This window comes from Pseudomonas sp. LAIL14HWK12:I7 (assembly GCF_000483465.1).
Lineage (GTDB): Bacteria > Pseudomonadota > Gammaproteobacteria > Pseudomonadales > Pseudomonadaceae > Aquipseudomonas > Aquipseudomonas kermanshahensis.
Genome location: NZ_AXYZ01000001.1, coordinates 166,313 through 188,646, shown reverse-complemented (window position 1 = coordinate 188,646; position 22,334 = coordinate 166,313). Strand labels below are relative to the sequence as shown.

The following is a 22,334-nucleotide window of genomic DNA, read 5'->3' as shown; positions in this document are numbered from 1 at the left end:
ATGCATTAAATTGCATATCTTCGCCATGCATCGCTAAAAATATGCAATTTAATGCATAAAAAAGGGGAGCATCCGCTCCCCAGAGGTAAACCGTTTTTAGCTGAAGGTTTTTATCAACCTTCGATCTCGATCAGGATCTCGCCCGGGGTGACGCGGTCGCCCTTGGCCACGTGGATGGCCACGACTTTGCCGGCGATCGCTGCCTGCACTTCGGTCTCCATCTTCATGGCTTCGGTGATCAGCACGGCTTGGCCGGCCTTGACCATGTCGCCTTCCTTGACCAGTACATCGACGATGTTGCCAGGCATGGTGGTGCTGACATGGCCAGGGTCGGTGGCCTGCTTACGCTTGCTGCCGCCGCCGCCGACGAACTCGTTGAGCGGCTCGAACACCACTTCTTCCGGCATGCCGTCGATCGACAGGTAGAAGTGGCGCTTGCCCTCTGCCTTGACGCCCACACCGGTGATGTCCACACGGTAGGTTTCGCCGTGCACGTCGATGACGAACTCGGTCGGCACGCCTTCGCCGCCAGGTGCGGCAATGGCGCCGGCTTCCGGGATCGGCAACAGGGCTTCGGGGGTCAGGGTGCCGGCTTCACGCTCTTCGAGGAACTTGCGGCCGATGTCCGGGAACATGGCGAAGGTCAGCACGTCTTCTTCGCAACGCGCCAGGGCGCCGATGTCGTTACGCAGCTTGGTCATTTCTGGCTTGAGCAGGTCGGCCGGGCGCACGTCGATCACTTCTTCGCTGCCAATGGCCTGGCGGCGCAGTTGCTCGTTGACCACGCCCGGGGCCTTGCCGTAACCGCCTTGCAGGTACAGCTTCACCTCGTTGGTGATGGTTTTGTAGCGCTCGCCGGCCAGCACGTTGAAGAACGCCTGGGTACCGACGATTTGCGAAGTCGGGGTCACCAGCGGAGGGAAGCCGAGGTCTTCACGCACCCGCGGGATCTCCGCCAGCACTTCGTTCATGCGGTTGAGGGCGCCCTGCTCCTTGAGCTGGTTGGCCAGGTTGGAAATCATGCCGCCCGGCACCTGGTTGACCTGCACGCGGGTGTCCACCGCAGTGAACTCGCTTTCGAACTGGTGGTACTTCTTGCGCACGGCGTAGAAGTACAGGCCGATTTCCTGCAGCAGCTCCAGGTCCAGGCCGGTGTCGAACTCGCTGCCCTTGAGCGCCGCGACCATCGACTCGGTACCCGGGTGGCTGGTGCCCCAGGCGAAGCTGGAGATTGCGGTGTCGATGTGGTCGGCACCGTTTTCCACAGCCTTGAGCTGGCACATGGCAGCCAGGCCAGCGGTGTCGTGGGAGTGGATGAACACCGGCAGCGACTGCTCGGCCTTCAGTGCCTTGACCAGCTCGCCCGTGGCAAACGGGGTCAGCAGGCCGGCCATGTCCTTGATCGCCACCGAGTCGCAACCCATGGCTTCCATCTGCTTGGCCTGGTTCACGAAGGCTTCGATGGTGTGCACCGGGCTGGTGGTGTAGGCGATGGTGCCCTGGGCGTGCTTGCCGGCGGCCTTTACCGCTTCGATGGCCACGCGCAGGTTACGCACATCGTTCATGGCGTCGAAGATGCGGAACACATCGATGCCGTTGACGGCGGCCTTGGCGACAAAGGCTTTAACCACGTCATCGCTGTAGTGGCGGTAGCCCAGCAGGTTCTGGCCGCGCAGCAGCATTTGCAGGCGGGTATTGGGCAGCGCGGCGCGCAGCTTGCGCAGGCGCTCCCACGGGTCTTCCTTGAGGAAGCGCACACAGGCGTCGAAGGTGGCACCGCCCCAGACTTCCAGCGACCAGTAGCCGACTTTGTCGAGCTTTTCGCAGATCGGCAGCATGTCTTCGGTACGCATGCGGGTGGCCAGTAGGGACTGGTGGGCGTCGCGCAGGATCGTGTCGGTTACGTGGATTTTCTTGGACATTATTAGGTTCCTCACAGGCCTGCGTGGGCGGCGATGGCGGCGGCGATGGCCAGGGCCAGCTCTTCGGGTTTGCGCTTGATCGAGTAGTTGGTCAGTTCAGGGTGGCTTTCGACGAAGCTGGTGTTGAACTGGCCGCTACGGAATTCCGGGTTGCGCAGGATTTCCTGGTAATACGCTGCAGTGGTCTTCACCCCTTGCACGCGCATGTCGTCCAGGGCCCGCAGGCCGCGGTCCATGGCTTCTTCCCAGGTCAATGCCCAGACCACCAGTTTCAGGCACATGGAGTCGTAGAACGGCGGAATGGTGTAGCCGGTGTAGATGGCCGTGTCGGTGCGCACGCCTGGGCCGCCGGGTGCGTAGTAACGGGTGATCTTGCCAAAGCTGGGCAGGAAGTTGTTTTTCGGGTCTTCGGCGTTGATCCGGAACTGCAGCGCGTAGCCGCGGTGCTGGATGTCTTCCTGCTTGACCGACAGCGGCAGGCCCGACGCGATGCGGATCTGCTCACGCACGATGTCGATGCCGGTGATTTCCTCGGTGATGGTGTGCTCCACCTGCACCCGGGTGTTCATTTCCATGAAGTACACCTCGCCATCGGCGAGCAAGAACTCCACGGTACCGGCGTTTTCGTAATTCACAGCCTTGGCTGCACGCACCGCCAGGTCGCCGATGTAGGCGCGCTGCTCGGGGGTGAGCTGTGGGCTTGGGGCGATCTCGATGAGCTTCTGGTTGCGGCGCTGGATCGAGCAGTCACGCTCGAACAGGTGCACCACGTTGCCGAAGCTGTCACCGAGAATCTGCGCCTCGATGTGCTTGGGGTTGACGATGCACTTTTCCAGGAACACTTCCGCCGAACCGAAGGCCTTGGTAGCCTCGGAAATCACCCGCGGGAAGTTCTGCTCCAGCTCTTCACGGCTGTTGCAACGGCGAATACCGCGGCCGCCACCGCCGGAGGTGGCCTTGAGCATCACCGGGTAACCGATGCGGTCACCTTCGCTCAGGGCTTCATGGATATCGGCAACGTTACCTTCGGTGCCCGGTGTGACCGGGACGCCGGCCTTGATCATGGTGCGGCGCGCTTCGGTCTTGTCGCCCATGCGGCGAATGACTTCGGCAGCCGGGCCGATGAACTTGATCCCGCGCTCGGCGCAGATCTCTGCCAGTTCAGCGTTTTCCGACAGGAAACCGTAACCCGGGTGCAGGGCATCACAACCGGTTTCGACAGCGAGGTTCACCAGCTTGCGCGGGTTCAGGTACCCGGCCAGCGGCTCGGCACCGATGCTGTGGGCCTCGTCAGCGCGCTTCACATGCAGCGCATGACGGTCGGCGTCGGAATAGATCGCTACCGAGCGAATGCCCATCTCGGCGCAGGCACGCACGATCCGAACTGCGATTTCACCTCGGTTGGCGATCAGGATTTTTTTTATCACTGGAGTCTTCCCAAAGCCGTAGGAACAGTCGAGCCGGTTCTACCGGTCGGCGCGTGACCAGACGTTGCTGGCCAGTCGCACATTTACCCTAGCGCTGTAGGTCGATAAACAAAAATCAATATTTGTTAGGGGCAGTATTAGCAAAAGCTTATAGTGCCGTAACAAGGTTTTGCCGGAGCCTGGATAAAAATGCGTAAGTCCTTGATGCGTATGACTTTACGTCAGTTACAGATCTTCAACGAAGTGTGCGATTTGCGCTCGTACAGCCGCGCGGCCGAGGAGATGGCGCTCACGCAACCCGCCGTTAGTCTACAGATCCGCCAGCTTGAAGAACTGATCGGCCAGCCGCTGTTCGAGTACGTCGGCAAGAAGCTCTACCTGACCGAAGCGGCCGAAGCGCTGCAGCGCGCCAGCCGCGACATCTTCGGCCGGCTAGAGAGCCTCGACATGCAACTGTCGGACATGCAGGGCTCACTGCAAGGGCAGCTGAAGCTGGCGATCGAGTCCAGTGCCAAGTACTTCGTGCCACACCTGTTCGCCGCCTTCAAGCAACGACACCCGGAGGTCAACCTGACGCTCACGGTGGTCAACCGCGCCCAGGCGATCCGGCGCCTTTCGGACAACCGTGACGACCTGATCATCATGTCCATGGTGCCGCAGGACATGGGCCTGGAATTCCTGCCGTTCCTGAACAACCCGATCGTCGCCGTGGCCCCGCCGGACCATCCGCTGTGCAAGCTCGAGCACCTGCGCCTGCAAGACCTTGAGCCTCATACCCTGCTGGTCCGCGAACAAGGCTCGGGCACCCGCAAGGCGTGCGAGGAGTACTTCAAGGACAAGCGTGTGCACTTCACCCAGACCCTCGAAGTGGCCTCGGCCGATGCCCAGCGCGAGTGTGTGATCGCAGGCTTGGGCATCGCCCTGCTGACCCGCCATGCGTTGAACATGGAGCTGGCAACGGGGGTGCTGAAAGAATTACCGGTGGAGGAACTGCCGCTGTACCGAAGCTGGTGCGTGGTACAGGCCAAGGCCAAGCGGCAGTCACCGGTGGCCCTGGCATTTTTAGCGTTCATCCGCAGCGAACGCGTGCTTATCAGCGCAATTGTGGAGCGTTTTTCGGGGAAGTCGCTGCCGACGCCTGCCACACCGTAAGTGCTTGTAGCTCAGGGTAGTCGGCCAAGTCACGAAGCAATTGACGCTGGTCGCAGTAGCTTTCGATCGCGCGGCGATACTCCATGCGGCGCTGATCCTTTTCCTGCTGCTTGCGAGCCTTGGCGTTGGGTTGGTACGTACCGTCGAAGTCACGAGCCATTGCCTGTCTCCCAGTTAGGATGCGGGAGTTTCAGACTGGCGCTGGCGGTTTACGGTTTTGCGGTGGGGAGGTTACAAAACCATGAATTTTCGCTGGCTTCATCGCCGGGCCTTGCGCCCGCTGTAGGAGCAGCCTTGTGCTGCGAAGAGGCCAGTGATAGCAGCGAAGATTCATGGCGTTTTCACCGGCCTCTTCGCAGCGCAAGGCTGCTGCTACAAAGGGCCGTGCAGATGATCGCGAGGGTCAGTCGTCGGTAGCCTTGATCGACTTGGGCGACAACCGCAGGCTGCGCAAACTGCGCTTCACGCTCTTGAGATGGTTGACCAGGCTCGGCCCACGCGCCATGGCAACGCCCATGGCCAGCACATCGATCACCACCAGGTGCGCAATGCGGGAGGTCAGCGGGGTGTAGATCTCGGTGTCTTCATGCACGTCGATCGCCAAGTTGACGGTGGAAAGCTCCGCCAACGGGGTTGCGCTCGGGCACAGGGTGATCAGGTTGGCGCCACTTTCACGCACCAGGTTGGCGGTGATCAGCAGGTCTTTGGAACGGCCCGACTGGGAAATGCACACCGCTACATCGCCTGGCTTCAAGGTGACCGCCGACATGGCCTGCATGTGCGGGTCGGAATAGGCGGCGGCACTGAGCAGCAGGCGGAAGAATTTGTGCTGGGCATCGGCAGCCACCGCGCCGGACGCGCCAAAACCGTAGAACTCCACACGCTGCGCCTGCGCCATCGCGCTCACGGCCTGCTGCAGCGCCTGCGGGTCGAGGTGCTCGCGCACTTCCATCAGCGTGTGCAAGGTAGTGTCGAAGATCTTCAGGCTGTAATCGGCGACCGAATCATCTTCATGGATCGCGAACTGGCCAAAACTGGCCCCGGCGGCCAGGCTCTGCGCCAGCTTCAACTTGAGGTCCTGGAAACCTGAACAGCCAATCGCCCGGCAGAAACGCACGATGGTCGGTTCACTGATACCCACGTTGTGCGCCAAGTCGGCCATCGAGCTGTGCATGACGGCAGCCGGGTCTAGCAGCACGTGGTCGGCCACTTTCAGTTCCGATTTGCGCAGCAGGTGGCGCGATTGGGCGATATGTTGCAACAGATTCACGGGCTGGACTCGGTTATGATCGGCTGGCCGGGATGTAGCTTTCTTGTAGTTATACTACATGGGCGCCAACCCGCCCAGTTAAACGAACGTGGAGAGTGGTGGTTTGACTATTCCTTGCGACATTCTGGTCTTCGGTGGCACCGGCGATCTGGCCCTGCACAAACTGCTTCCAGCGCTCTATCACCTGTTTCGCGAGGCTCGCCTGAACAACGCCGTGCGGATCATCGCCCTGGCGCGGCGCAACCTGCCACGTAACGACTACTTGAAGCTCGCCGAGCGCCACTGCCGGGCGCAGATTGCCCGTAATGACTTCGACGAAGAGGTCTGGCAGCGGTTCTCCGCCCGGCTCGACTACTTCGCCATGGACGCTGCGCAAAGCGCCGACTTCGGCCGCCTGGCACGCTACCTCGGCGAACCCGGCGGGCTGACGCGGATCTTCTACCTGGCCACCGCCCCCAACCTGTTCGTGCCCATCGCCAACCACCTGCGCATCGCCGGCCTGGCCGACCCCGAGGCCCGTATCGTGCTGGAAAAACCGATCGGTCATTCACACGCGTCCGCCACGGCCATCAATGAAGCGATTGGCGCGGTGTTCGAGGAAGCCCAGGTGTTCCGCATCGACCACTACCTGGGCAAGGAGACCGTGCAGAACCTGATGGCCCTGCGTTTCGCCAACGCCCTGCTGGAGCCGGTCTGGCGCAACAGCCAGGTGGACCATGTGCAGATCAGCGTCTGCGAAACCCTGGGTGTAGAGAACCGCGGCGGCTACTACGACCGCGCTGGCGCGACCCGCGACATGCTGCAGAACCACCTGCTGCAGTTGCTGTGCCTGGTGGCCATGGAGCCGCCGGCGCAGTTCGAGGCCGAGGCGGTGCGGGACGAGAAAGTGAAGATTCTACGTGCCCTGAAGCCGATCACCGGCCAGGACGTACAGGACACCACCGTACGCGGCCAGTATGGCGCCGGGCGCATCGGCGGGCAGGAAGTGCCGGCGTACTACTTCGAAAAAGACGTGGACAACGACAGCGACACCGAGACCTTCGTTGCCGTGCAGGCCCACATCGACAACTGGCGCTGGGCCGGCGTGCCCTTTTACCTGCGCACCGGCAAACGCATGGCGCGGCGCTCGTCGCAGATCGTCATCCAGTTCAAGCCAGTGCCCCACGAGCTGTTCAACGGCGGCCAGGTCAACCAGTTGCTGATCCAGCTGCAGCCTGAAGAACGTATCAGCTTGCGCATGATGACCAAGAGCCCTGGCAAGGGCATGCGCCTGGAGCCGGTCGACCTGGACCTGAACCTGGCTCAGGTATTTGGCCAGACGCGCCGCTGGGACGCCTATGAACGGCTGTTGCTGGACATTTTGGAGGGTGATTCGACGCTGTTCATGCGCCGCGATGAGGTCGAAGCGGCCTGGGCCTGGATCGACCCGATCATCAAGGGCTGGGAGGAGCACTTCCAGGCTCCACGCCCCTACGCGGCTGGCAGTAACGGGCCTGAGCAGGCCAACAGCCTGCTGGCGCACCAGGGCAGGCATTGGCACAGCTGAACTGTTTCTGGCTGCGATGATGTTCGTGGGTGCATCACCCTGTGCTCACGCGGCACTTCGTCGCGCAACTTCGGAGAACAGAAACATGACCCTCGACACCAAAGGCTGGGTTGCCCAAATGGACAACATGCCTGGCGCTACCGCATTTCGCGTATCCGGCAGCGTCATGGTTGGCCACCCCGGTATCCACCCGACCCTGAGCCTGCGCAAGATACAAGACAAGTCCTTCGCGCTGGCACTTGAATTGACGCTCGAAACCGACCAAGGCATTTATCCACAGGTGGTCACGCAAAAGCCGGTGAGCTTCAACATGCCAGGCGACCACAGCAACATCCCCAAGGTAGACATCTTTCACGATGGCGCCCTGATCACCAGCATCAGCGAGATCATGGTGACCTACTGAGCACCCGGCCTGCCTTTAAGGCAGGCCCTTGCTCGAGCGCTCGGATGAACGGTGGGCCTTCAGGGTGAACATTTATACAGTAGACGTTTGCCCCATCCCTTGCCTCGCCCTAGAATGGCCCGATGCGCACAGATGACCTCTCCCTCCTGCTGAACTCCCTCAATGACGCCCAACGCCAGGCCGTAGCCGCCTCGCTCGGGCGTCAACTGGTGCTTGCCGGCGCCGGTTCCGGTAAAACCCGCGTGCTGGTGCACCGCATCGCCTGGCTGATCCAGGTCGAGCAGGCCTCGCCGCACTCGATCTTGTCGGTGACCTTCACCAACAAGGCCGCGGCAGAAATGCGCCAGCGGATCGAGCAGTTGCTGGGGATAAACCCGGCGGGCATGTGGGTGGGCACGTTCCACGGCCTGGCCCATCGCCTGCTGCGCGCGCACTGGCAGGAAGCCCGGCTGGTGCAGAACTTCCAGATTCTCGACAGCGATGACCAGCAGCGCCTGGTCAAGCGGGTGATGCGCGAGCTTGGCCTCGATGAGCAGAAGTGGCCAGCACGCCAGGCGCAGTGGTTCATCAACGGGCAGAAAGACGAAGGCCTGCGCCCCCAGCATATCCAGCCCGGCGGTGACCTGTTCCTGTCGACCATGCGCGACGTCTACACCGCCTACGAACAGGCCTGTGAGCGCGCCGGGGTCATCGACTTCTCCGAGCTGCTGCTGCGTGCCCTGGACCTGTGGCGCGATCACCCTGGCCTGCTGGAGCATTACCAGCGGCGCTTCCGCCATGTGCTGGTGGACGAGTTCCAGGACACCAACGCCGTGCAGTACGCCTGGTTGCGCCTGCTCGCGCGCGGTGGCGACAGCCTGATGGCGGTGGGTGACGACGACCAGTCAATTTACGGCTGGCGCGGCGCCAAGATCGAAAACATTCACCAGTACACAGCCGACTTCCCCGACGCCGAGATGATCCGCCTGGAGCAGAACTACCGCTCCACCGGCGGCATCCTCAAGGCAGCCAACGCCTTGATCGCCAACAACAGCGGGCGCCTGGGCAAAGAGCTGTGGACCGACATGGGCGAAGGCGAACCGCTGACCCTTTACGCGGCCTACAACGAACACGATGAAGCGCGCTACGTGGTGGAAACCATCGAGAGCCTGATCAAGCAAGGCAATGCGCGCAACGAAATCGCCATTCTGTACCGCTCCAACGCCCAGTCGCGGGTACTGGAAGAAGCCCTGCTGCGCGAACGCATTCCGTACCGCATCTACGGCGGCCAGCGCTTCTTCGAACGTGCCGAAATCAAGAACGCCATGGCCTACCTGCGCCTGCTCGAAGGCCGTGGCAACGATGCAGCGCTGGAGCGGGTTATCAACGTGCCACCGCGCGGTATCGGCGAAAAAACCGTCGAAGCCATCCGCGACCACGCCCGCCACAGCCAGCTGTCGATGTGGGAGGCGATGTGCCAATTGATCGCCGCCAAAGCCCTCAAGGGCCGCGCCGCCAGCGCCCTGGGGGCGTTCATCGAGTTGATCGAGGGCTTGGCCGCCAAGGTTGTGGACATGCCACTGCATACCATGACCCAAGTCACCATCGAACAGTCCGGCCTGATCCTCTATCACCAGGAAGAAAAGGGTGAAAAGGGCCAGGCACGGGTAGAAAACCTTGAGGAACTGGTCAGCGCTGCGCGCAACTTCGAGTCCAGCGACGAAGACGCCGACCTCTCGCCGCTCTCCGCCTTCCTTGGCCATGCATCGCTCGAAGCGGGCGATACCCAGGCCGACGAGCATGAAGACAGCATTCAGCTGATGACCTTGCACAGCGCCAAAGGCCTGGAATTCCCCTACGTGTTCCTGGTGGGCATGGAAGAAGGCCTGTTCCCGCACAAGATGAGCCTGGAAGAGCCTGGCCGCCTTGAAGAAGAACGTCGCCTGGCCTACGTGGGCATTACCCGCGCCATGCGCCAGCTGGTCATGACCTACGCCGAGACACGTCGCCTGTATGGCAGCGAGACCTACAACAAGGTGTCGCGTTTCGTACGCGAGATTCCGGCAGGCCTGGTCCAGGAAGTGCGCCTGTCCAACAGTGTCACCCGCCCGTTCGGCGGGGCGAAGGCCACCACCAGCAACCTGTTCGCCAATGCCAACATTCCGCAAACCGCCTTCAATCTCGGGCAGCGGGTGCAGCATGCGGTGTTCGGCGAAGGGGTTATCCTCAACTTCGAAGGCTCTGGCGCCCAGGCACGTGTGCAGGTGAATTTTGCCGAAGGCAGCAAGTGGCTGATGCTGGGGTACGCCAAGCTCGAGGCGGTGTAGGCACCGCCTTGTAACATTCAGGCAAAAGCTCGAAACATTATGTCGCTGGTCATGTGCCCGGGAACCTGTGCACCATGACGCGCGTGCAATCCACAACAGGGGATATCCCACTTATGCAACGTTTTCTTAGCATCGCTCTGGCGCTCTGCGTCGGCTTGACGCTGAGCCTGGACGCCAACGCCAAGCGGTTCGGCGGCGGCAAGAGCTCGGGCTCCGCGCCTATTCACCAGACCCGTCAGGCCACGCCAACCACGCCTGCCGCCGCGCCGACCGCGCCAGGCCGTGCACCGGCTGCCGCCAGCGGTGCTTCGCGCTGGCTGGGCCCACTGGCCGGCCTCGCCGCCGGTGGCCTGCTGGCCTCCATGTTCATGGGTGACGGCTTCCAGGGCATGCAGATCATGGACTTCCTGATCATGGGCCTGATCGCCTTCCTGGTGTTCCGCTTCATTGCCGCGCGTCGCCGCCAGCAGCAGCCGCAAATGGCCGCACCGGGCCATGCGCCGTTCCAGCGTGAAGCCCACGCACAGCCTGCCCAGCCGTCGGTCTTCGGTGGCTCGGCCGCACCTGCCGCTGCAGCCGCTCCGGTGATCAACGCACCGGCCTGGTTCAACGAGCAGAGCTTCCTGGCTGCCGCGCAAAGCCACTTCCAGTCGCTGCAGCAGCACTGGGATGCCAACGAGATGGACAAGATCGCCGAGTTCGTCACGCCGCAGATGCTCGAGTTCCTCAAGCGCGAACGTGCCGAGTTGGGTGATGGCTTCCAGGCCACCTACATCGACAACCTCGAAGTGCAGCTGGACGGTGTAGACGACCGCGCCGACCGTACCGACGCCACCCTGACCTTCCGTGGCGTGTCGAAGACCTCGCGCTTCGACCAGGGCGAAGTGTTCAGCGAAAGCTGGCACATGGTTCGCGCCCAGGGCGAGAACCAGCCTTGGCTGGTCGCCGGTATCCGTCAAAACGGCTAACCGACAGGCGCACTACAAAAACCCCGGGCCTTGTCCCGGGGTTTTTGCTTTTGCCACACTGGGCTACTAGGGTATAACGCGCAGCGTTGTCATCAGGTAAGAGGAAGTGAACCGTGGAAGAAGTGATCGAACAACTCCGTGAAGCCAATGAACCGGTACCGGTACCTTTGGAGCTTCCCGATGAAGATCAGCTGGTAGAAATCGAAGAGCAGCTGTTCATCAACATTCCCTACGTGTTCAAGGAGTTCCTGCTGACCGTCAGTGATGTGGTCTACGGCTCCCTGGAACCTGTCACGGTCACCGACCCACAGTCGCATACCTACCTGCCAGATGTTGCATCCAATGCCTGGGATGCCGGCGTGCCGCGCGAACTGATCCCGATCTGCCAGGACGGTGATAACTATTACTGCGTGGAAGAAGACGGCACTGTCGTGCTGTGGGACGCCGAAGAAGAAATCGTCCTTGAAGACAGCTGGGAGTCGGTCTGGCACTGGGCGCGGGACGTCTGGCTGGAAAGCTGATTATTCCTACAAAAGCATCAGAAATACCGCCAGGAAAATTTATGGCTCAGGGCCATTAATGCGATTAAAATCGCCAGGCTTTCTGCGCCTGGCGACATCGCTACCGCTCCATCCCCTCGGACGACGGTGAAATCTTGCGCAGGGAGCATTACCTCCCTCAGTGCGAATTCTCGCGGCTGTTCTCCAGCGTCTCTAGCAAGGCAATCTGCATGCGCGTGTGCACGCGGATAAACCAACGCCACAGTAAAGCCACCACCACTGCCGCCACCACCGCAATGACCAATAGCAGTTCACTGGTAGGCAGGATGCTCGCCGACAGCGCCGACAACAGCAGGAAGATCACCAGCAGCGACAGCAGCGGGATCACCTCGGCAATCACACGACGCACACGCTGGGTGTGACGCCCCGCCATTTCAGGCTTCACGCCCATCTCCGCCAGCAGCATCGACAACGCCTTAAGCTTGCGATACGCCGCAATCAGGAACGGCAGCGACAGCAGCAATGCCGCCCCCCAAATCACCGCCTTTTGCTGGCTGACATCGGTGAACCACTCACTGAGCCAATTGCCAATGCGCCCAGCGAAGTAACCACCGGTGAAGAAGATGGCAATCACCAGTGCCAAGTTAACGCCAACCTGCAACAGGATGCGGCGGATCATGGCTGCCAGCATGGCACCTTCACCTTGCGGCTGAATGTTGCGCAACCATTCGCCATACAGCGACAGCACACGCGCCAGACGGCTCGGCACCACCTTACCCAGCTTCAATGACAGGGGGTCGGCCGCACGGATCAGATAAGGCGTCAGCAGCGTGGTAATGGCCGAAACAGCAACCGCCACCGGATACAGGAAATCGCTGGTGACCTGCAGGGTCATGCCCAGCGCGGCGATGATGAACGAGAACTCGCCGATCTGCGAAAGCCCCATGCCGACACGCAACGAAGTGCGGCCATCATTGCCAGCGATAAACGCCCCCATGCCACAGGACAGCATCTTGCCAAGTACTACCGCCAAGGTGATGACCACGATCGGCCAGGCGTAGTCGATCAGTACCTGAGGGTCGATCATCAGGCCGATGGCGACAAAGAAAATGGCGCTGAACAGGTCACGTACCGGCTCGATCAGTTGCTCGATTTTCAGCAGCTGGCGCGACTCGGCCATGATCGCGCCAATCAGGAAGGCGCCCAGGACCATGCTGTATTCCAGCTTCACCACCAGCAGGCAGAACCCGAAACACAGGCCCAACACGGTAATCAGCAACATCTCGTTGCTTTCGAATTTCGCCACATAGGCCAACAGCCGTGGCACCAGCAAGATGCCGATGACCAGCGCGACAATCATGAACAGCGACAGCTTGCCGACCGTGGAAAACACCTCGCCAGAGCTGACCGTGCCGCTGACGGCGATGCCCGAGAGCAAGGCGATGATGCCGATACCGAGGATATCCTCGACGATCAGCACGCCGAATATCAGTTGAGCGAAGCGCTCGTTCTTCATCTTCAGGTCGTTGAGCGCCTTGACGATGATGGTGGTCGAGGAGATCGCCAGGATTGCGCCGAGGAACAACGAATCCATGGTGTTCCAACCGAACCAGCGACCGATCTCGAACCCGATCCAGATCATCAGCACGATTTCCAGGAACGCCGCGATAAACGCTGTGGCGCCGACCTTGAACAGCTTGCGCAGGCTGAACTCGAGCCCCAAGCAGAACATCAGGAAGATCACCCCGAGCTCGGCGAGGGTCTTGATGGTGTCTTCATCGTGGATCAGGCCAAACGGCGGTGTGTGGGGGCCGATGATGAAGCCGGCGACGATATAGCCCAACACGACAGGTTGCTTGAGGCGGTGGAAGAGAATCGTGACCACCCCGGCAACCAGCATGATCACTGCCAGGTCCTGGATGAAGCTGATGGCATGCATGGCGCGATACTCCTTTTATCGAATGCCCGGGCAGACCGCTCCTCTGCCAAGGCAAACCGAGCGAGCAGCAAGTACATACTGTATTGAATGCAGGAAAGCCCATGTTGCATGGGCGTACTCAGGTTAACATCGCACCCCGCCGCATAACGCCGGTGCAATATGTAGAAACAGATCGGCAGGTTAACCGCCGCCGATGGCGTGATCAGCGTGACCATGGCGCATCAGCCAACGTCCCGTACCAGGCAGGCAAACTCAAAGAGGGGAAACAGAACGTGTCAGCAGATACCCGCCCCGATTCAGCGCAACCTCACCGTGAGCACACTATGGAACCTGGAAACGCCCAGCTGAGCATGACCGTCCTGATGACCCCGGACATGGCCAACTTCTCCGGCAACGTGCATGGCGGCACCTTGCTCAAGTACCTGGATGAAGTCGCCTATGCCTGTGCAAGCCGCTACGCCGGCAGCTACGTGGTGACCCTGTCGGTCGACCAGGTGATCTTCCGTGAACCCGTGCACGTGGGTGAACTGGTGACGTTCCTCGCATCGGTCAACTACACCGGCAACACCTCGATGGAGGTGGGCATCAAGGTGGTGACCGAAAACATCCGGGAACGCTCGGTACGCCATTCCAACAGCTGCTTCTTCACCATGGTGGCGGTCGATGACAACCGCCGCCCCGTAGCGGTGCCGCCGCGCCAACCGCACAGCAGCGAGGAGAAGCGCCGGTTCCTGCAGGGCCAACAACGCCGGCAAATCCGCCAGGAGCTGGAAAAACGCTACCAGGACCTCAAGACCGACGCCGTTTAAAGCGCCAGGCGCTGCGCCTCGAAGCGCACGCGCGGGTGGGCGATACGATCCTGGGCCCGCACCAGCTGCAGTTCGTAGCTGGCACAGGCTTGGGTTTCGAGCAGCACTTCATGCACTGCCGAGGCCGTGAACTCGAATGCCTGCAGCCACGTGTCGCCAAGCAGCACACGGGCCAGGAACAGGCCGGACGTCAGGTCGCCCACGCCCACCGGCTGACGCGGGAAAGCCAGCAGCGGGCGGCGCAGGTGCCAGCTGTCTTCGGCGGTCACCAACAGCATCTCGAACTGGTCCTCGGCGCGCCCGGGATACGCCAGGTGCTTGACCAGCACTACTTTCGGCCCACGCGCGAGCAGGCTGCGCGCCATCTGCACGCAATCTTCCAACGACTGCGCACGGCGGCCACAAAAACTGTCCAGCTCCAGCTGATTAGGGCAAAGGATGTCGGCCCGGGCGGCCGCTTCTTCAAGCAGAAACTCGCTCACTTCCTGCGGCACGATGCAGCCTTTCTCGGGGTGGCCCATGACCGGGTCGCACAGGTACAGCGCTTTGGGGTTCACGCCCTTGATGCGCTCGACCCCCGCCAGGATCGCCCGCCCCTGTTCGGCACTGCCCAGGTAGCCAGAAAGCACCGCATCGCAGTGGCCCAGCTCGCCGATGTTGGAAATGCCTTCCACCAACGCAGGAATTTGCGCTGGAGCAAGCACGTCGCCTGCCCACTGGCCATACTGAGTATGATTGGAAAACTGCACGGTATTGAGCGGCCAGACATTGACCCCAATACGCTGCATGGGAAACACCGCGGCGCTGTTGCCGGCGTGGCCGAACACCACATGTGACTGGATGGCGAGCAGGTGCGGGGTACGTTTCATGCGGGAGATTTCCAAAGCTGTTTCAATGATTGTGCGCAGCGCAGTATGAACTCGATTGCCACCTGTACGACAGGCCAGGGACGCAGTTAAGCTGGTTCGACCTGTTTGGAGCATACGCAAATGTTGACCCTGGAGAATCTCTTCGTCCTGATGCTGGTCGCCACGGCAGGCGCTTGGTTGTGGCACAACCATGGGTTGCGCGAGAAAGCCTTGGAGCGGGTCAAGCAGCATTGCGCCAAGCTCGACCTCGAACTGCTCGACGATGCCGTTGCCCTCAAGCGTATCGCCTTTGTCCGTGACGCCAACGGCAAAAAGCGCCTGGCGCGCATCTATGCCTTCGAGTTCACCGTGACGGGTGAGCAGCGTCACCCCGGCACCGTCACCCAGTTCGGCGCCCACAGCGTGCAGATCGAACTGGCGCCCTACCCGTTCGAGATCAAGACGCCACCGCGCACTGACAATGTGATCGAGATGCAGCAGTGGCGCCAAGAGCACAACCGCTGGCGCTGATTAACGCATAAGGCATTCCTTCAAGCCGGCCTCCAGGGCCGGCTGCGGTTGAGCGTGATCAAAAATCAGCTCGATGCGCGTATCCCTGCGCCAGTCGCTCGGCTGCCACTGCGGCAGCACCCCGTCCAGCCCATTGAAAGACTGCCAACCTTGCCCTGTGTGGATAACTCCCTTGGCACGGCGCCACGGCCAGGCGTGCAAAAACGCTAATAAGCGTTGTGGATAAAATTGCTGACTGGGATGCCAGCGCCAGCCAATACTCCAACCTCCCTCCCCTTGCTGCGCACTGCAGATCGGCTCATTGGGCTTATTCCATAGGGTTGCAGGCGTATTTCCCAGATTGTCGACAATCCTGTTATCCACATCTGGCGGCGAAATAGCCCCTGTGGATGAAATCAGAAGCCGCGAAATGGGCAGCATCCCCTGGTATGTCCAAAGAATATCTTTTTGTGGAAATTTCTTAGTTATCAACAACCTATGACATTCATCCACAGCCTCGGATTTGTTGAAAACCACTGTCTTGCAGGCCTCGAAAGCGTGCAGTTGAGCCTCTGGAAGCGGCTCGTCGCGGAGCATTTTCTGAGCATCCACAACCATGAGAAGTGGCTGGATTGTCAGCACTCCAACCCAAGGCGCTTGCTGAAGTTGAGCGAGCAACTGCAACGGATGGCCTAGGCCGGAGGGCTCGATGAACAATCGATCAGGACGGGCCTTGCGCAACAGCCGGCCCAAACCCACCTGGAACGGCATGCCATTGACGCAGCACAGGCAGCCCCCAGCGACTTCACCGATGGCAATGCCGTCCTCGTCGCGGCTTAGCAAGGCGGCATCGAGCCCCACCAGGCCGAACTCATTGATCAACACGGCCCAACGCTCACCGGCGGGGCGTTGGGCCAGCAAATGACGGATGAGCGTGGTCTTGCCGGCGCCCAATGGGCCGGCAATCACGTGGGTAGGTATGTTTTGCAACATGGCATGGCTTCAGGCTGGAGGTTCGCCTCACTATGCGCCGTCACGCCAGCCAGTCAAGGCTGAGCAACAAGCGCCCTTGGCGCCCGGAGGGTGAGCGATGAACCAACCCAGCGCCCTCGTTGCCCTGCCACTTTTCGCCTTTGAGCAGGGCCACTTCGCCTGCCTGCAGGCACTGAATGTTATCCACAGGTGGCACGGCCTGGTGTAGTTCGCGCCGATCCACAGCGCCTTCTTTCAGCCACTCGCTACCGGGGCCTGCATAGCTGGTAAGCAAGCGCACCGGCACGTGGTCCACATGGAAGCGCGGGCACATCGGCCCTTGCAGCACACGCAGGCGCAGGCCCACTCGGCGCGCGCCGAGCAGGCAGGTATAGGCAGCCACCAGCCAGCTGACATCGGCGACGAAGCTCTCATAGCCTTGCAGGTCGGCAGCTTCGCGCAACAGGCCGGTCAACGCCGGCATCTGCTGTTCGTCCACATCGATTACGCGCTGGTCAGCCAAGGGTTGGCTGAGGCTGATGACCAGCTGTGCAAAATCCTCCAGCTGGGCCGGCAAGCGCCGACGCCATACCGCCAGGTTCACGCCGTCCTGCAGAACATCGGTTAGCACCTGAGGCGACTCACCGAACACCTGAAAGATATCCACAGGGCTATGCGCGAGGTTCATGCTGCCGCCTCTTCATGCCAAGGGCCGAATGGGTCGGGCAGACGTAACCAACCCATCGGCCCTAATTGCATTTCTGCATCCGTCAACAGGCAGCTTTCAAGCTCTGTGGATAACTTTTCGAAGTCGATATTTTGCCCGATGAACACCAATTCCTGGCGGCAGTCACCCGTCTCCACAGTCCAGTATTTCAGTATCGCCTCGGCGTTATCCACATCCTGCGGCCACTGTTCACGCGGCACGAATCGCCACCAGCGACCGGCCATGCCATGGCGCATCATGCCCCCCGCCTGAGACCAGCTACCGGCCTCCTGATACTTGCTGGCCAGCCAGAAAAAACCCTTCGAACGCAGCAGCCTGCCGTTGCTCCAGGGCTTGTGGATAAAGTCGAAAAAGCGTTGTGGATGAAGTGGGCGCCTCGCTTGCCAGGTGCTGGCGGCGATGCCGTACTCTTCGGTTTCCGGCACATGCGCGCCACGCAACTCCTGCAGCCAGCCGGGGGCTTGTGCGGCCTGGTCGAAGTCGAACAGGCCCGTGTCGAGGATGCGCGCCAGCGGTACCTCCCCCATCACCATGGGCACAATCTGCGCCCTGGCGTTGAGGCTGCGCAAAATGGCCGTGAGCTCTTCACGTTCGTGCTGGCTGATCAAGTCGATCTTGCTCAACAGCAACACGTCGGCGAACTCGACCTGCTCGATCAGCAGGTCGCTGATTGAACGCTCATCGTCATCACCCAGGGTCTCGCCACGGCTGGCCAGGCTATCCGCTGCCTGGTAGTCGCGCATAAAGTTGAGGCCATCGACCACCGTGACCATGGTGTCCAGCCGGGCCATGTCGGACAGGCTGCGGCCCTGCTCATCGCGAAAGGTGAACGTCTCGGCCACCGGTAGCGGCTCGGATATGCCGGTGGACTCGATCAGCAAATAGTCGAAGCGCCCCTCTTCGGCTAACCGCGCCACTTCCTCGAGCAGGTCTTCGCGCAGCGTGCAGCAAATGCAGCCGTTGCTCATCTCGACGAGTTTTTCTTCTGCGCGGTTCAGGCTGACGTTGCGTTGCACCTCGCTGGCATCGATGTTGATTTCACTCATGTCGTTCACGATCACCGCGACGCGCAGGTTGTCGCGGTTACGCAGTACATGGTTGAGCAAGGTGCTCTTGCCGGCGCCAAGAAAGCCAGACAGCACGGTAACGGGGAGACGGTTGGGCATGGCGAAACCTCTTCAGGCAGACGCATTCGAAACGATGCATTGCATAATGTTATAAAGTAACAATACAATTTCGCCAAGCTGTTCTCGTCGGAAGAGTGATCGCCGGAGATGAAAAATGAAGCCTCCACGCGCTGTGCTGATGCTGTTGCTGGCCATGCCCACAACGCTGTTAGCCATGCCACAGAGCAACCCGTTGGCACTGTGTACCCGCAGCGCGACCTTGTTGGCCTGCCAGGATGGCAAGGGCAGTTATTACAGTGTGCGCACTGAAGGCAGCACGTTCTATCTGCGTGGCTATGAGCACGTGAGCCGCCGTTCATGGGCGCAAACCAACAGCCGCTATGGTGGGTTGACCTTCTACACCGGCCTGGCCAGCGACGGTGAGGCTTGGGTGGGCTATAGCCGCCGTATCGGCTGGACTACGTTGAACCGGGTGTCCAGCTCCAGTGGGCAGCGCTTCAACCTGCACTGCAGCTTGATCGGCGGTTGCCGCTGAAACCTTTTCGTTTGGAATGACACATGACCCAACTCACGCTTCCCGACATCGCCGCACAAGCTCAACAGTACGCCTTACCCCTCGACTGGGTAGGTATGTGCGGGATCGCTGTGCCTGTGCAATTCGAAGGTCGCACAGCCGCTGCCACTGTCGACGCGGGCGTGAGCCTGGTGGACGGTAGCTCACGCGGTATCCACATGTCGCGCCTGTACCTGGCATTGGAATCACTGGAACATCAACCGCTCACCCCCATAGCGATTCGTCAGCTACTGGCAGATTTTCTGAGCAGCCATGAAGGGCTCTCTTCCGCTGCTTATCTGCGCGTCACCTTCGAGCACCTGCTGAAACGGCCAGCTCTGATCAGCCCATTGGCAGGTTGGAAAAGCTATCCGATTACCCTCGATGCCCGCATCGAAAGTGAAGTGTTCCACGTGGAACTATTTGTTTCTGTGCCTTACTCATCGACGTGCCCGTGCTCTGCAGCACTCGCAAGGCAGCTGATTCAGCAGCAGTTTCAGGCGGACTTTGCAGAGGGGCGCTTGGATAAAGACAGTGTGTTGGAGTGGCTGGGCAGCAGCCAGGGCATTGTTGCGACGCCCCATAGCCAACGCAGTAGCGCGAAAATTCACGTGCGCCTGAAACGTAATTTGCTAGCGCTGCCGATTACCGAGTTGATCGACCGTGTCGAGGCCAGCTTGGGAACGGCCGTGCAAACGGCGGTTAAGCGCGCGGACGAACAAGCGTTCGCATTGGCCAACGGGCAGAACCTCATGTTCTGCGAAGACGCCGCACGACGACTGCATCAATCGTTGCGCCAAATAGAATGGGCCACGGCCTTCAAGCTGCGCGTGGAACATGCAGAGAGCCTGCATGCCCACGACGCAGTCGCCACCAGCCAATGGCAATGGAACCTCACGTGCGCGGTTTGACCGCGCCACAATCATTGCCCAACCAGACGGCTCGGGTGTTCATGCTGCCTTGCTGCTGCACCCCCGATGCGTTGAACGTACCACTGACCTGGGTGGTGAATTCCTTATCACTGAGGAAGGTAGCCTTCCCAGTGCCCTGAGCCTTGGGGCAGCTGAACTGGAACTTCCAGACATTACCGGTGCGGTCGGTAATCTTCTGCGTGCAACCCGACTTCGGGTCTTGCAGCGGGATATCGTTGGTTGCCACCTGCTCTTGCGTCAGGCACGAGCGCACGCCCTTGCCCCCCACTGTCACACCCTGTTTGGCCAGTACTCCTTCCATCATGGCGCGCTGCTCTGGCGGTAGGTTTTTCAACTGGCCGAGCATGAACTCCATGTCGGGTAACGGCTTGCCATCGACCTGCATGTTGCTGGTGGTCAGCTCCCACAAGCCGGGCTGCAACATCTGTGCATGCACCAATGGGCTGCTCAGGCCAAGGGCCAACGCCAACAGTGGCAGACGAATCTTCATGGACGAACGCTCCTGGAAAAAACCGGCCAACGGGCCGGGCTGAGGCTTAGACGCCAAATCCAGCTGCAGGTTGCAAGCCGCACCTGGAACGTGTTCTGTTACCCACAGTGTACTCGGCAAGCAGGATGCATATGGATTACCACAGCCCCTACTTCTTCGGTTATGTGCTCGGCCTGATTCACCTGTTGGGCATTGTCGCCGCACTGCATGCAGTGTTCACCGTGCGCACCGCCCAAGGTGCGATTGCCTGGGCCATGCCCCTGGTCTTCATTCCCTACCTGACGCTCATCCCCTACCTGATCTTCGGTGCTCGCTCCTTCTACGCCTACATCAAGGCACGGCGCCAGGCCAACCAGGAAATGCACGTGGCCATGGCCAACCTGAACTGGCGCCCCTGGGTAGAAGAGGCCCTCACCGCCCGCGAGTCGGAAAGCTATGCCGCCCTGCGCGCCATGCCCAAACTTGGGCGCATGCCTTGCCTGGCGAACAACCAGGTAAAGCTGTTGATCGACGGCAAGGCGACTTTCGATGCCATCTTTGCCGCCATCCATCAAGCCCGCGACGTGGTGCTGGTACAGTTCTTCATCATCCACGACGACACGTTGGGCAAGGCACTGCAGCAGTTGCTGTTGCGCAAAGCGGCTGAAGGCGTGAAGGTTTTCGTGCTGTATGACCGCGTCGGCAGCCATGCCTTGCCGGCCAGCTACAGCCAGGTACTGCGTGACGGTGGCGTGGAGATTCATGCCTTCGCTACACGCCGTGGTTGGTTCAACCGCTTTCAGGTCAACTTCCGCAACCACCGCAAGATCGTGGTGGTGGATGGCCTGACGGGTTTCATCGGCGGGCACAACGTGGGTGACGAGTACTTGGGTGAGCACCCGCAACTGTCGCCCTGGCGCGATACCCATGTGCAGATCGGCGGCCCGGTACTGGCCTGTTTGCAGGAGTCGTTCGCCGAAGACTGGTACTGGGCGACGCGCCAGCTGCCGCCGTTGATCCTGCCCGACACCTACCCGGAGAACGGCGTACTGTGCCAAGCCCTCGCCAGCGGGCCGGCAGACCCACAAGAAACCTGCTCGCTGTTCTTCCTCGAAGCGATCCATTCGGCGACACGCCGGGTGTGGATCACCAGCCCCTACTTCATCCCGGACGAGGCCGTTTTTGCCGCGTTGCGACTGGCGGTTCTGCGCGGTGTGGATGTGCGCATCCTCATTCCGTCACGGCCCGACCACCGGATCGTCTACGCGGCCTCCAGCCTGTTTGCCTTCGAAGCCGTACGTGCCGGTGTGCGCATGTTCCGTTACTTGCCGGGCTTTCTGCACCAGAAGGTGGTACTGGTGGATGACGAGGTCAGCGCGATCGGCAGTGCGAACCTGGATAACCGTTCATTCCGCCTGAACTTCGAAATCACCTTGCTGACCGTCGATCGCGTGTTCGCCGACCAGGTCGAACAGATGCTGCTGCGTGACTTTGATCAAGCCCGGGAAATCACCCCAGAAGACAGTCTCGATACCCATCGGCTGCAGCAGCTTGGGATGCGAATAGCCCGGTTGATCTCGCCGATTCTTTGAGTTGAGTTTCAAGCTTACTCAATCTCTGTAGGAGCAGCCTTGTGCTGCGAAGAGGCCAGTGCAGGCACCCTCAATCGATGCTGCTTGCACCGGCCTCTTCGCAGCACAAGGCTGCTCCTACAAAGGTTGGACGATCTGCGGTAAAGATCCTCGCGGGTCCAAGGCAGGTCATGGCGACCATCGGCGTAGGGCTTCACAGCCAGGATCTGGTGCACGGGCTTTGTGCACCAGAACGTGGTGCTGCGTGACTTTGATCAAGCCCGGGAAATCACGGCAGATAATGGACGGGTGCCCAAGATCTGGGGCGCAGCTCAATTCTTTGTAGGAGCAGCCTTGAACTGCGAAGAGGCCGGTGCAGGCAC

21 protein-coding genes are annotated in these 22,334 nt (G+C 60.8%); 11 read left to right on the top strand and 10 right to left on the bottom strand.

The genetic code is table 11. From position 1 onward, the window contains the following. Window positions 1-113: 113 nt before the first annotated feature. Both oadA and D886_RS0100895 read right to left on the bottom strand, forming a co-directional pair. Entirely contained in the window at window positions 114-1,922 is a 1,809-nt protein-coding gene (gene oadA / locus D886_RS0100900) for a sodium-extruding oxaloacetate decarboxylase subunit alpha (protein ID WP_027592105.1), read from the bottom strand. Between the two features lie 11 nt (window positions 1,923-1,933). Next, window positions 1,934-3,349 (bottom strand): acetyl-CoA carboxylase biotin carboxylase subunit, encoded by a 1,416-nt coding sequence (locus D886_RS0100895; RefSeq protein WP_027592104.1) that lies wholly within the window; start codon window positions 3,347-3,349, stop codon window positions 1,934-1,936. A gap of 189 nt (window positions 3,350-3,538) precedes the next feature. Between D886_RS0100895 and D886_RS0100890 the strand changes: the two genes are divergently transcribed. Beyond that, window positions 3,539-4,501, top strand: a complete 963-nt coding sequence (locus D886_RS0100890; RefSeq protein WP_027592103.1) for a LysR family transcriptional regulator — start codon at window positions 3,539-3,541, stop codon at window positions 4,499-4,501. On the opposite strand, the gene D886_RS28510 is transcribed toward D886_RS0100890, so the two are convergent. Together D886_RS28510 and hexR are read right to left on the bottom strand one after the other, a co-directional pair. Next, window positions 4,443-4,661, bottom strand: a complete 219-nt coding sequence (locus D886_RS28510) for a PA3496 family putative envelope integrity protein (protein WP_081717438.1) — start codon at window positions 4,659-4,661, stop codon at window positions 4,443-4,445. The two genes, D886_RS0100890 and D886_RS28510, sit on opposite strands and share 59 nt — an antisense overlap. A gap of 243 nt (window positions 4,662-4,904) precedes the next feature. Further along, window positions 4,905-5,771 carry a transcriptional regulator HexR gene (hexR, locus tag D886_RS0100885; protein WP_027592102.1) on the bottom strand — a complete coding sequence of 289 codons (867 nt, stop codon included), beginning with the start codon at window positions 5,769-5,771 and terminating at the stop codon, window positions 4,905-4,907. Between the two features lie 103 nt (window positions 5,772-5,874). Here hexR and zwf point away from each other — a divergent pair, with 103 nt between their 5' ends. The 5 genes from zwf to D886_RS0100860 all read left to right on the top strand — a co-directional run bounded on the left by zwf (window position 5,875) and on the right by D886_RS0100860 (window position 11,515). Then, window positions 5,875-7,317: a glucose-6-phosphate dehydrogenase gene (gene zwf, locus D886_RS0100880; RefSeq protein ID WP_027592101.1), complete on the top strand. Its 1,443-nt coding sequence runs from the start codon at window positions 5,875-5,877 to the stop codon at window positions 7,315-7,317. Between the two features lie 85 nt (window positions 7,318-7,402). Then, window positions 7,403-7,720: a hypothetical protein gene (locus D886_RS0100875; protein WP_027592100.1), complete on the top strand. Its 318-nt coding sequence runs from the start codon at window positions 7,403-7,405 to the stop codon at window positions 7,718-7,720. 122 nt (window positions 7,721-7,842) lie between these two features. Then, a complete protein-coding gene (uvrD, locus tag D886_RS0100870; protein ID WP_027592099.1) occupies window positions 7,843-10,026 on the top strand; it encodes a DNA helicase II in 2,184 nt (727 codons plus the stop codon). 113 nt (window positions 10,027-10,139) lie between these two features. Next, window positions 10,140-10,994 (top strand): Tim44 domain-containing protein, encoded by an 855-nt coding sequence (locus D886_RS0100865; protein WP_027592098.1) that lies wholly within the window; start codon window positions 10,140-10,142, stop codon window positions 10,992-10,994. Window positions 10,995-11,107: 113 nt separating this feature from the next. Then, window positions 11,108-11,515 (top strand): SMI1/KNR4 family protein, encoded by a 408-nt coding sequence (locus D886_RS0100860; protein ID WP_027592097.1) that lies wholly within the window; start codon window positions 11,108-11,110, stop codon window positions 11,513-11,515. Window positions 11,516-11,672: 157 nt separating this feature from the next. Here D886_RS0100860 and D886_RS0100855 read toward each other — a convergent pair whose 3' ends face one another. Continuing rightward, window positions 11,673-13,433, bottom strand: a complete 1,761-nt coding sequence (locus D886_RS0100855) for a cation:proton antiporter (RefSeq protein ID WP_027592096.1) — start codon at window positions 13,431-13,433, stop codon at window positions 11,673-11,675. A 323-nt stretch (window positions 13,434-13,756) separates the two neighbouring features. On the opposite strand from D886_RS0100855, the gene D886_RS0100850 reads away from it, so the two are divergent. Then, entirely contained in the window at window positions 13,757-14,242 is a 486-nt protein-coding gene (locus D886_RS0100850) for an acyl-CoA thioesterase (RefSeq protein ID WP_027592095.1), read from the top strand. On the opposite strand, the gene pdxY is transcribed toward D886_RS0100850, so the two are convergent. Beyond that, a complete protein-coding gene (gene pdxY / locus D886_RS0100845; protein ID WP_027592094.1) occupies window positions 14,239-15,111 on the bottom strand; it encodes a pyridoxal kinase PdxY in 873 nt (290 codons plus the stop codon). The genes D886_RS0100850 and pdxY overlap by 4 nt on opposite strands. Window positions 15,112-15,231: 120 nt before the next feature. Between pdxY and D886_RS0100840 the strand changes: the two genes are divergently transcribed. Then, entirely contained in the window at window positions 15,232-15,621 is a 390-nt protein-coding gene (locus tag D886_RS0100840) for a DUF3301 domain-containing protein (protein WP_027592093.1), read from the top strand. Here D886_RS0100840 and D886_RS0100835 read toward each other — a convergent pair whose 3' ends face one another. Genes D886_RS0100835 through zigA form a run of 3 tightly spaced genes read right to left on the bottom strand, consistent with a single transcriptional unit; the run spans window position 15,622 to window position 18,465 of the window. Further along, window positions 15,622-16,593, bottom strand: a complete 972-nt coding sequence (locus tag D886_RS0100835; RefSeq protein ID WP_027592092.1) for a GTP-binding protein — start codon at window positions 16,591-16,593, stop codon at window positions 15,622-15,624. It abuts the gene before it with no gap. Window positions 16,594-16,633: 40 nt separating this feature from the next. Next, window positions 16,634-17,260 (bottom strand): DUF1826 domain-containing protein, encoded by a 627-nt coding sequence (locus D886_RS0100830; protein WP_027592091.1) that lies wholly within the window; start codon window positions 17,258-17,260, stop codon window positions 16,634-16,636. Further along, on the bottom strand, window positions 17,257-18,465 hold the full coding sequence (zigA, locus tag D886_RS0100825; RefSeq protein WP_027592090.1) for a zinc metallochaperone GTPase ZigA: 1,209 nt from the start codon (window positions 18,463-18,465) through the stop codon (window positions 17,257-17,259). Before zigA ends, D886_RS0100830 begins: the two co-directional genes overlap by 4 nt. Window positions 18,466-18,580: 115 nt before the next feature. On the opposite strand from zigA, the gene D886_RS0100820 reads away from it, so the two are divergent. Both D886_RS0100820 and folE2 read left to right on the top strand, forming a co-directional pair. Continuing rightward, a complete protein-coding gene (locus tag D886_RS0100820; protein WP_027592089.1) occupies window positions 18,581-18,961 on the top strand; it encodes a hypothetical protein in 381 nt (126 codons plus the stop codon). Window positions 18,962-18,984: 23 nt separating this feature from the next. Then, window positions 18,985-19,890: a GTP cyclohydrolase FolE2 gene (folE2, locus tag D886_RS0100815; RefSeq protein ID WP_027592088.1), complete on the top strand. Its 906-nt coding sequence runs from the start codon at window positions 18,985-18,987 to the stop codon at window positions 19,888-19,890. Here the strand turns inward: folE2 and D886_RS0100810 are convergent. Continuing rightward, window positions 19,874-20,401 (bottom strand): DUF3617 domain-containing protein, encoded by a 528-nt coding sequence (locus D886_RS0100810; RefSeq protein WP_027592087.1) that lies wholly within the window; start codon window positions 20,399-20,401, stop codon window positions 19,874-19,876. The two genes, folE2 and D886_RS0100810, sit on opposite strands and share 17 nt — an antisense overlap. A gap of 131 nt (window positions 20,402-20,532) precedes the next feature. Here D886_RS0100810 and cls point away from each other — a divergent pair, with 131 nt between their 5' ends. Then, window positions 20,533-21,972: a cardiolipin synthase gene (gene cls, locus D886_RS0100805; RefSeq protein ID WP_027592086.1), complete on the top strand. Its 1,440-nt coding sequence runs from the start codon at window positions 20,533-20,535 to the stop codon at window positions 21,970-21,972. The last annotated feature ends 362 nt before the right edge of the window (window positions 21,973-22,334 follow it).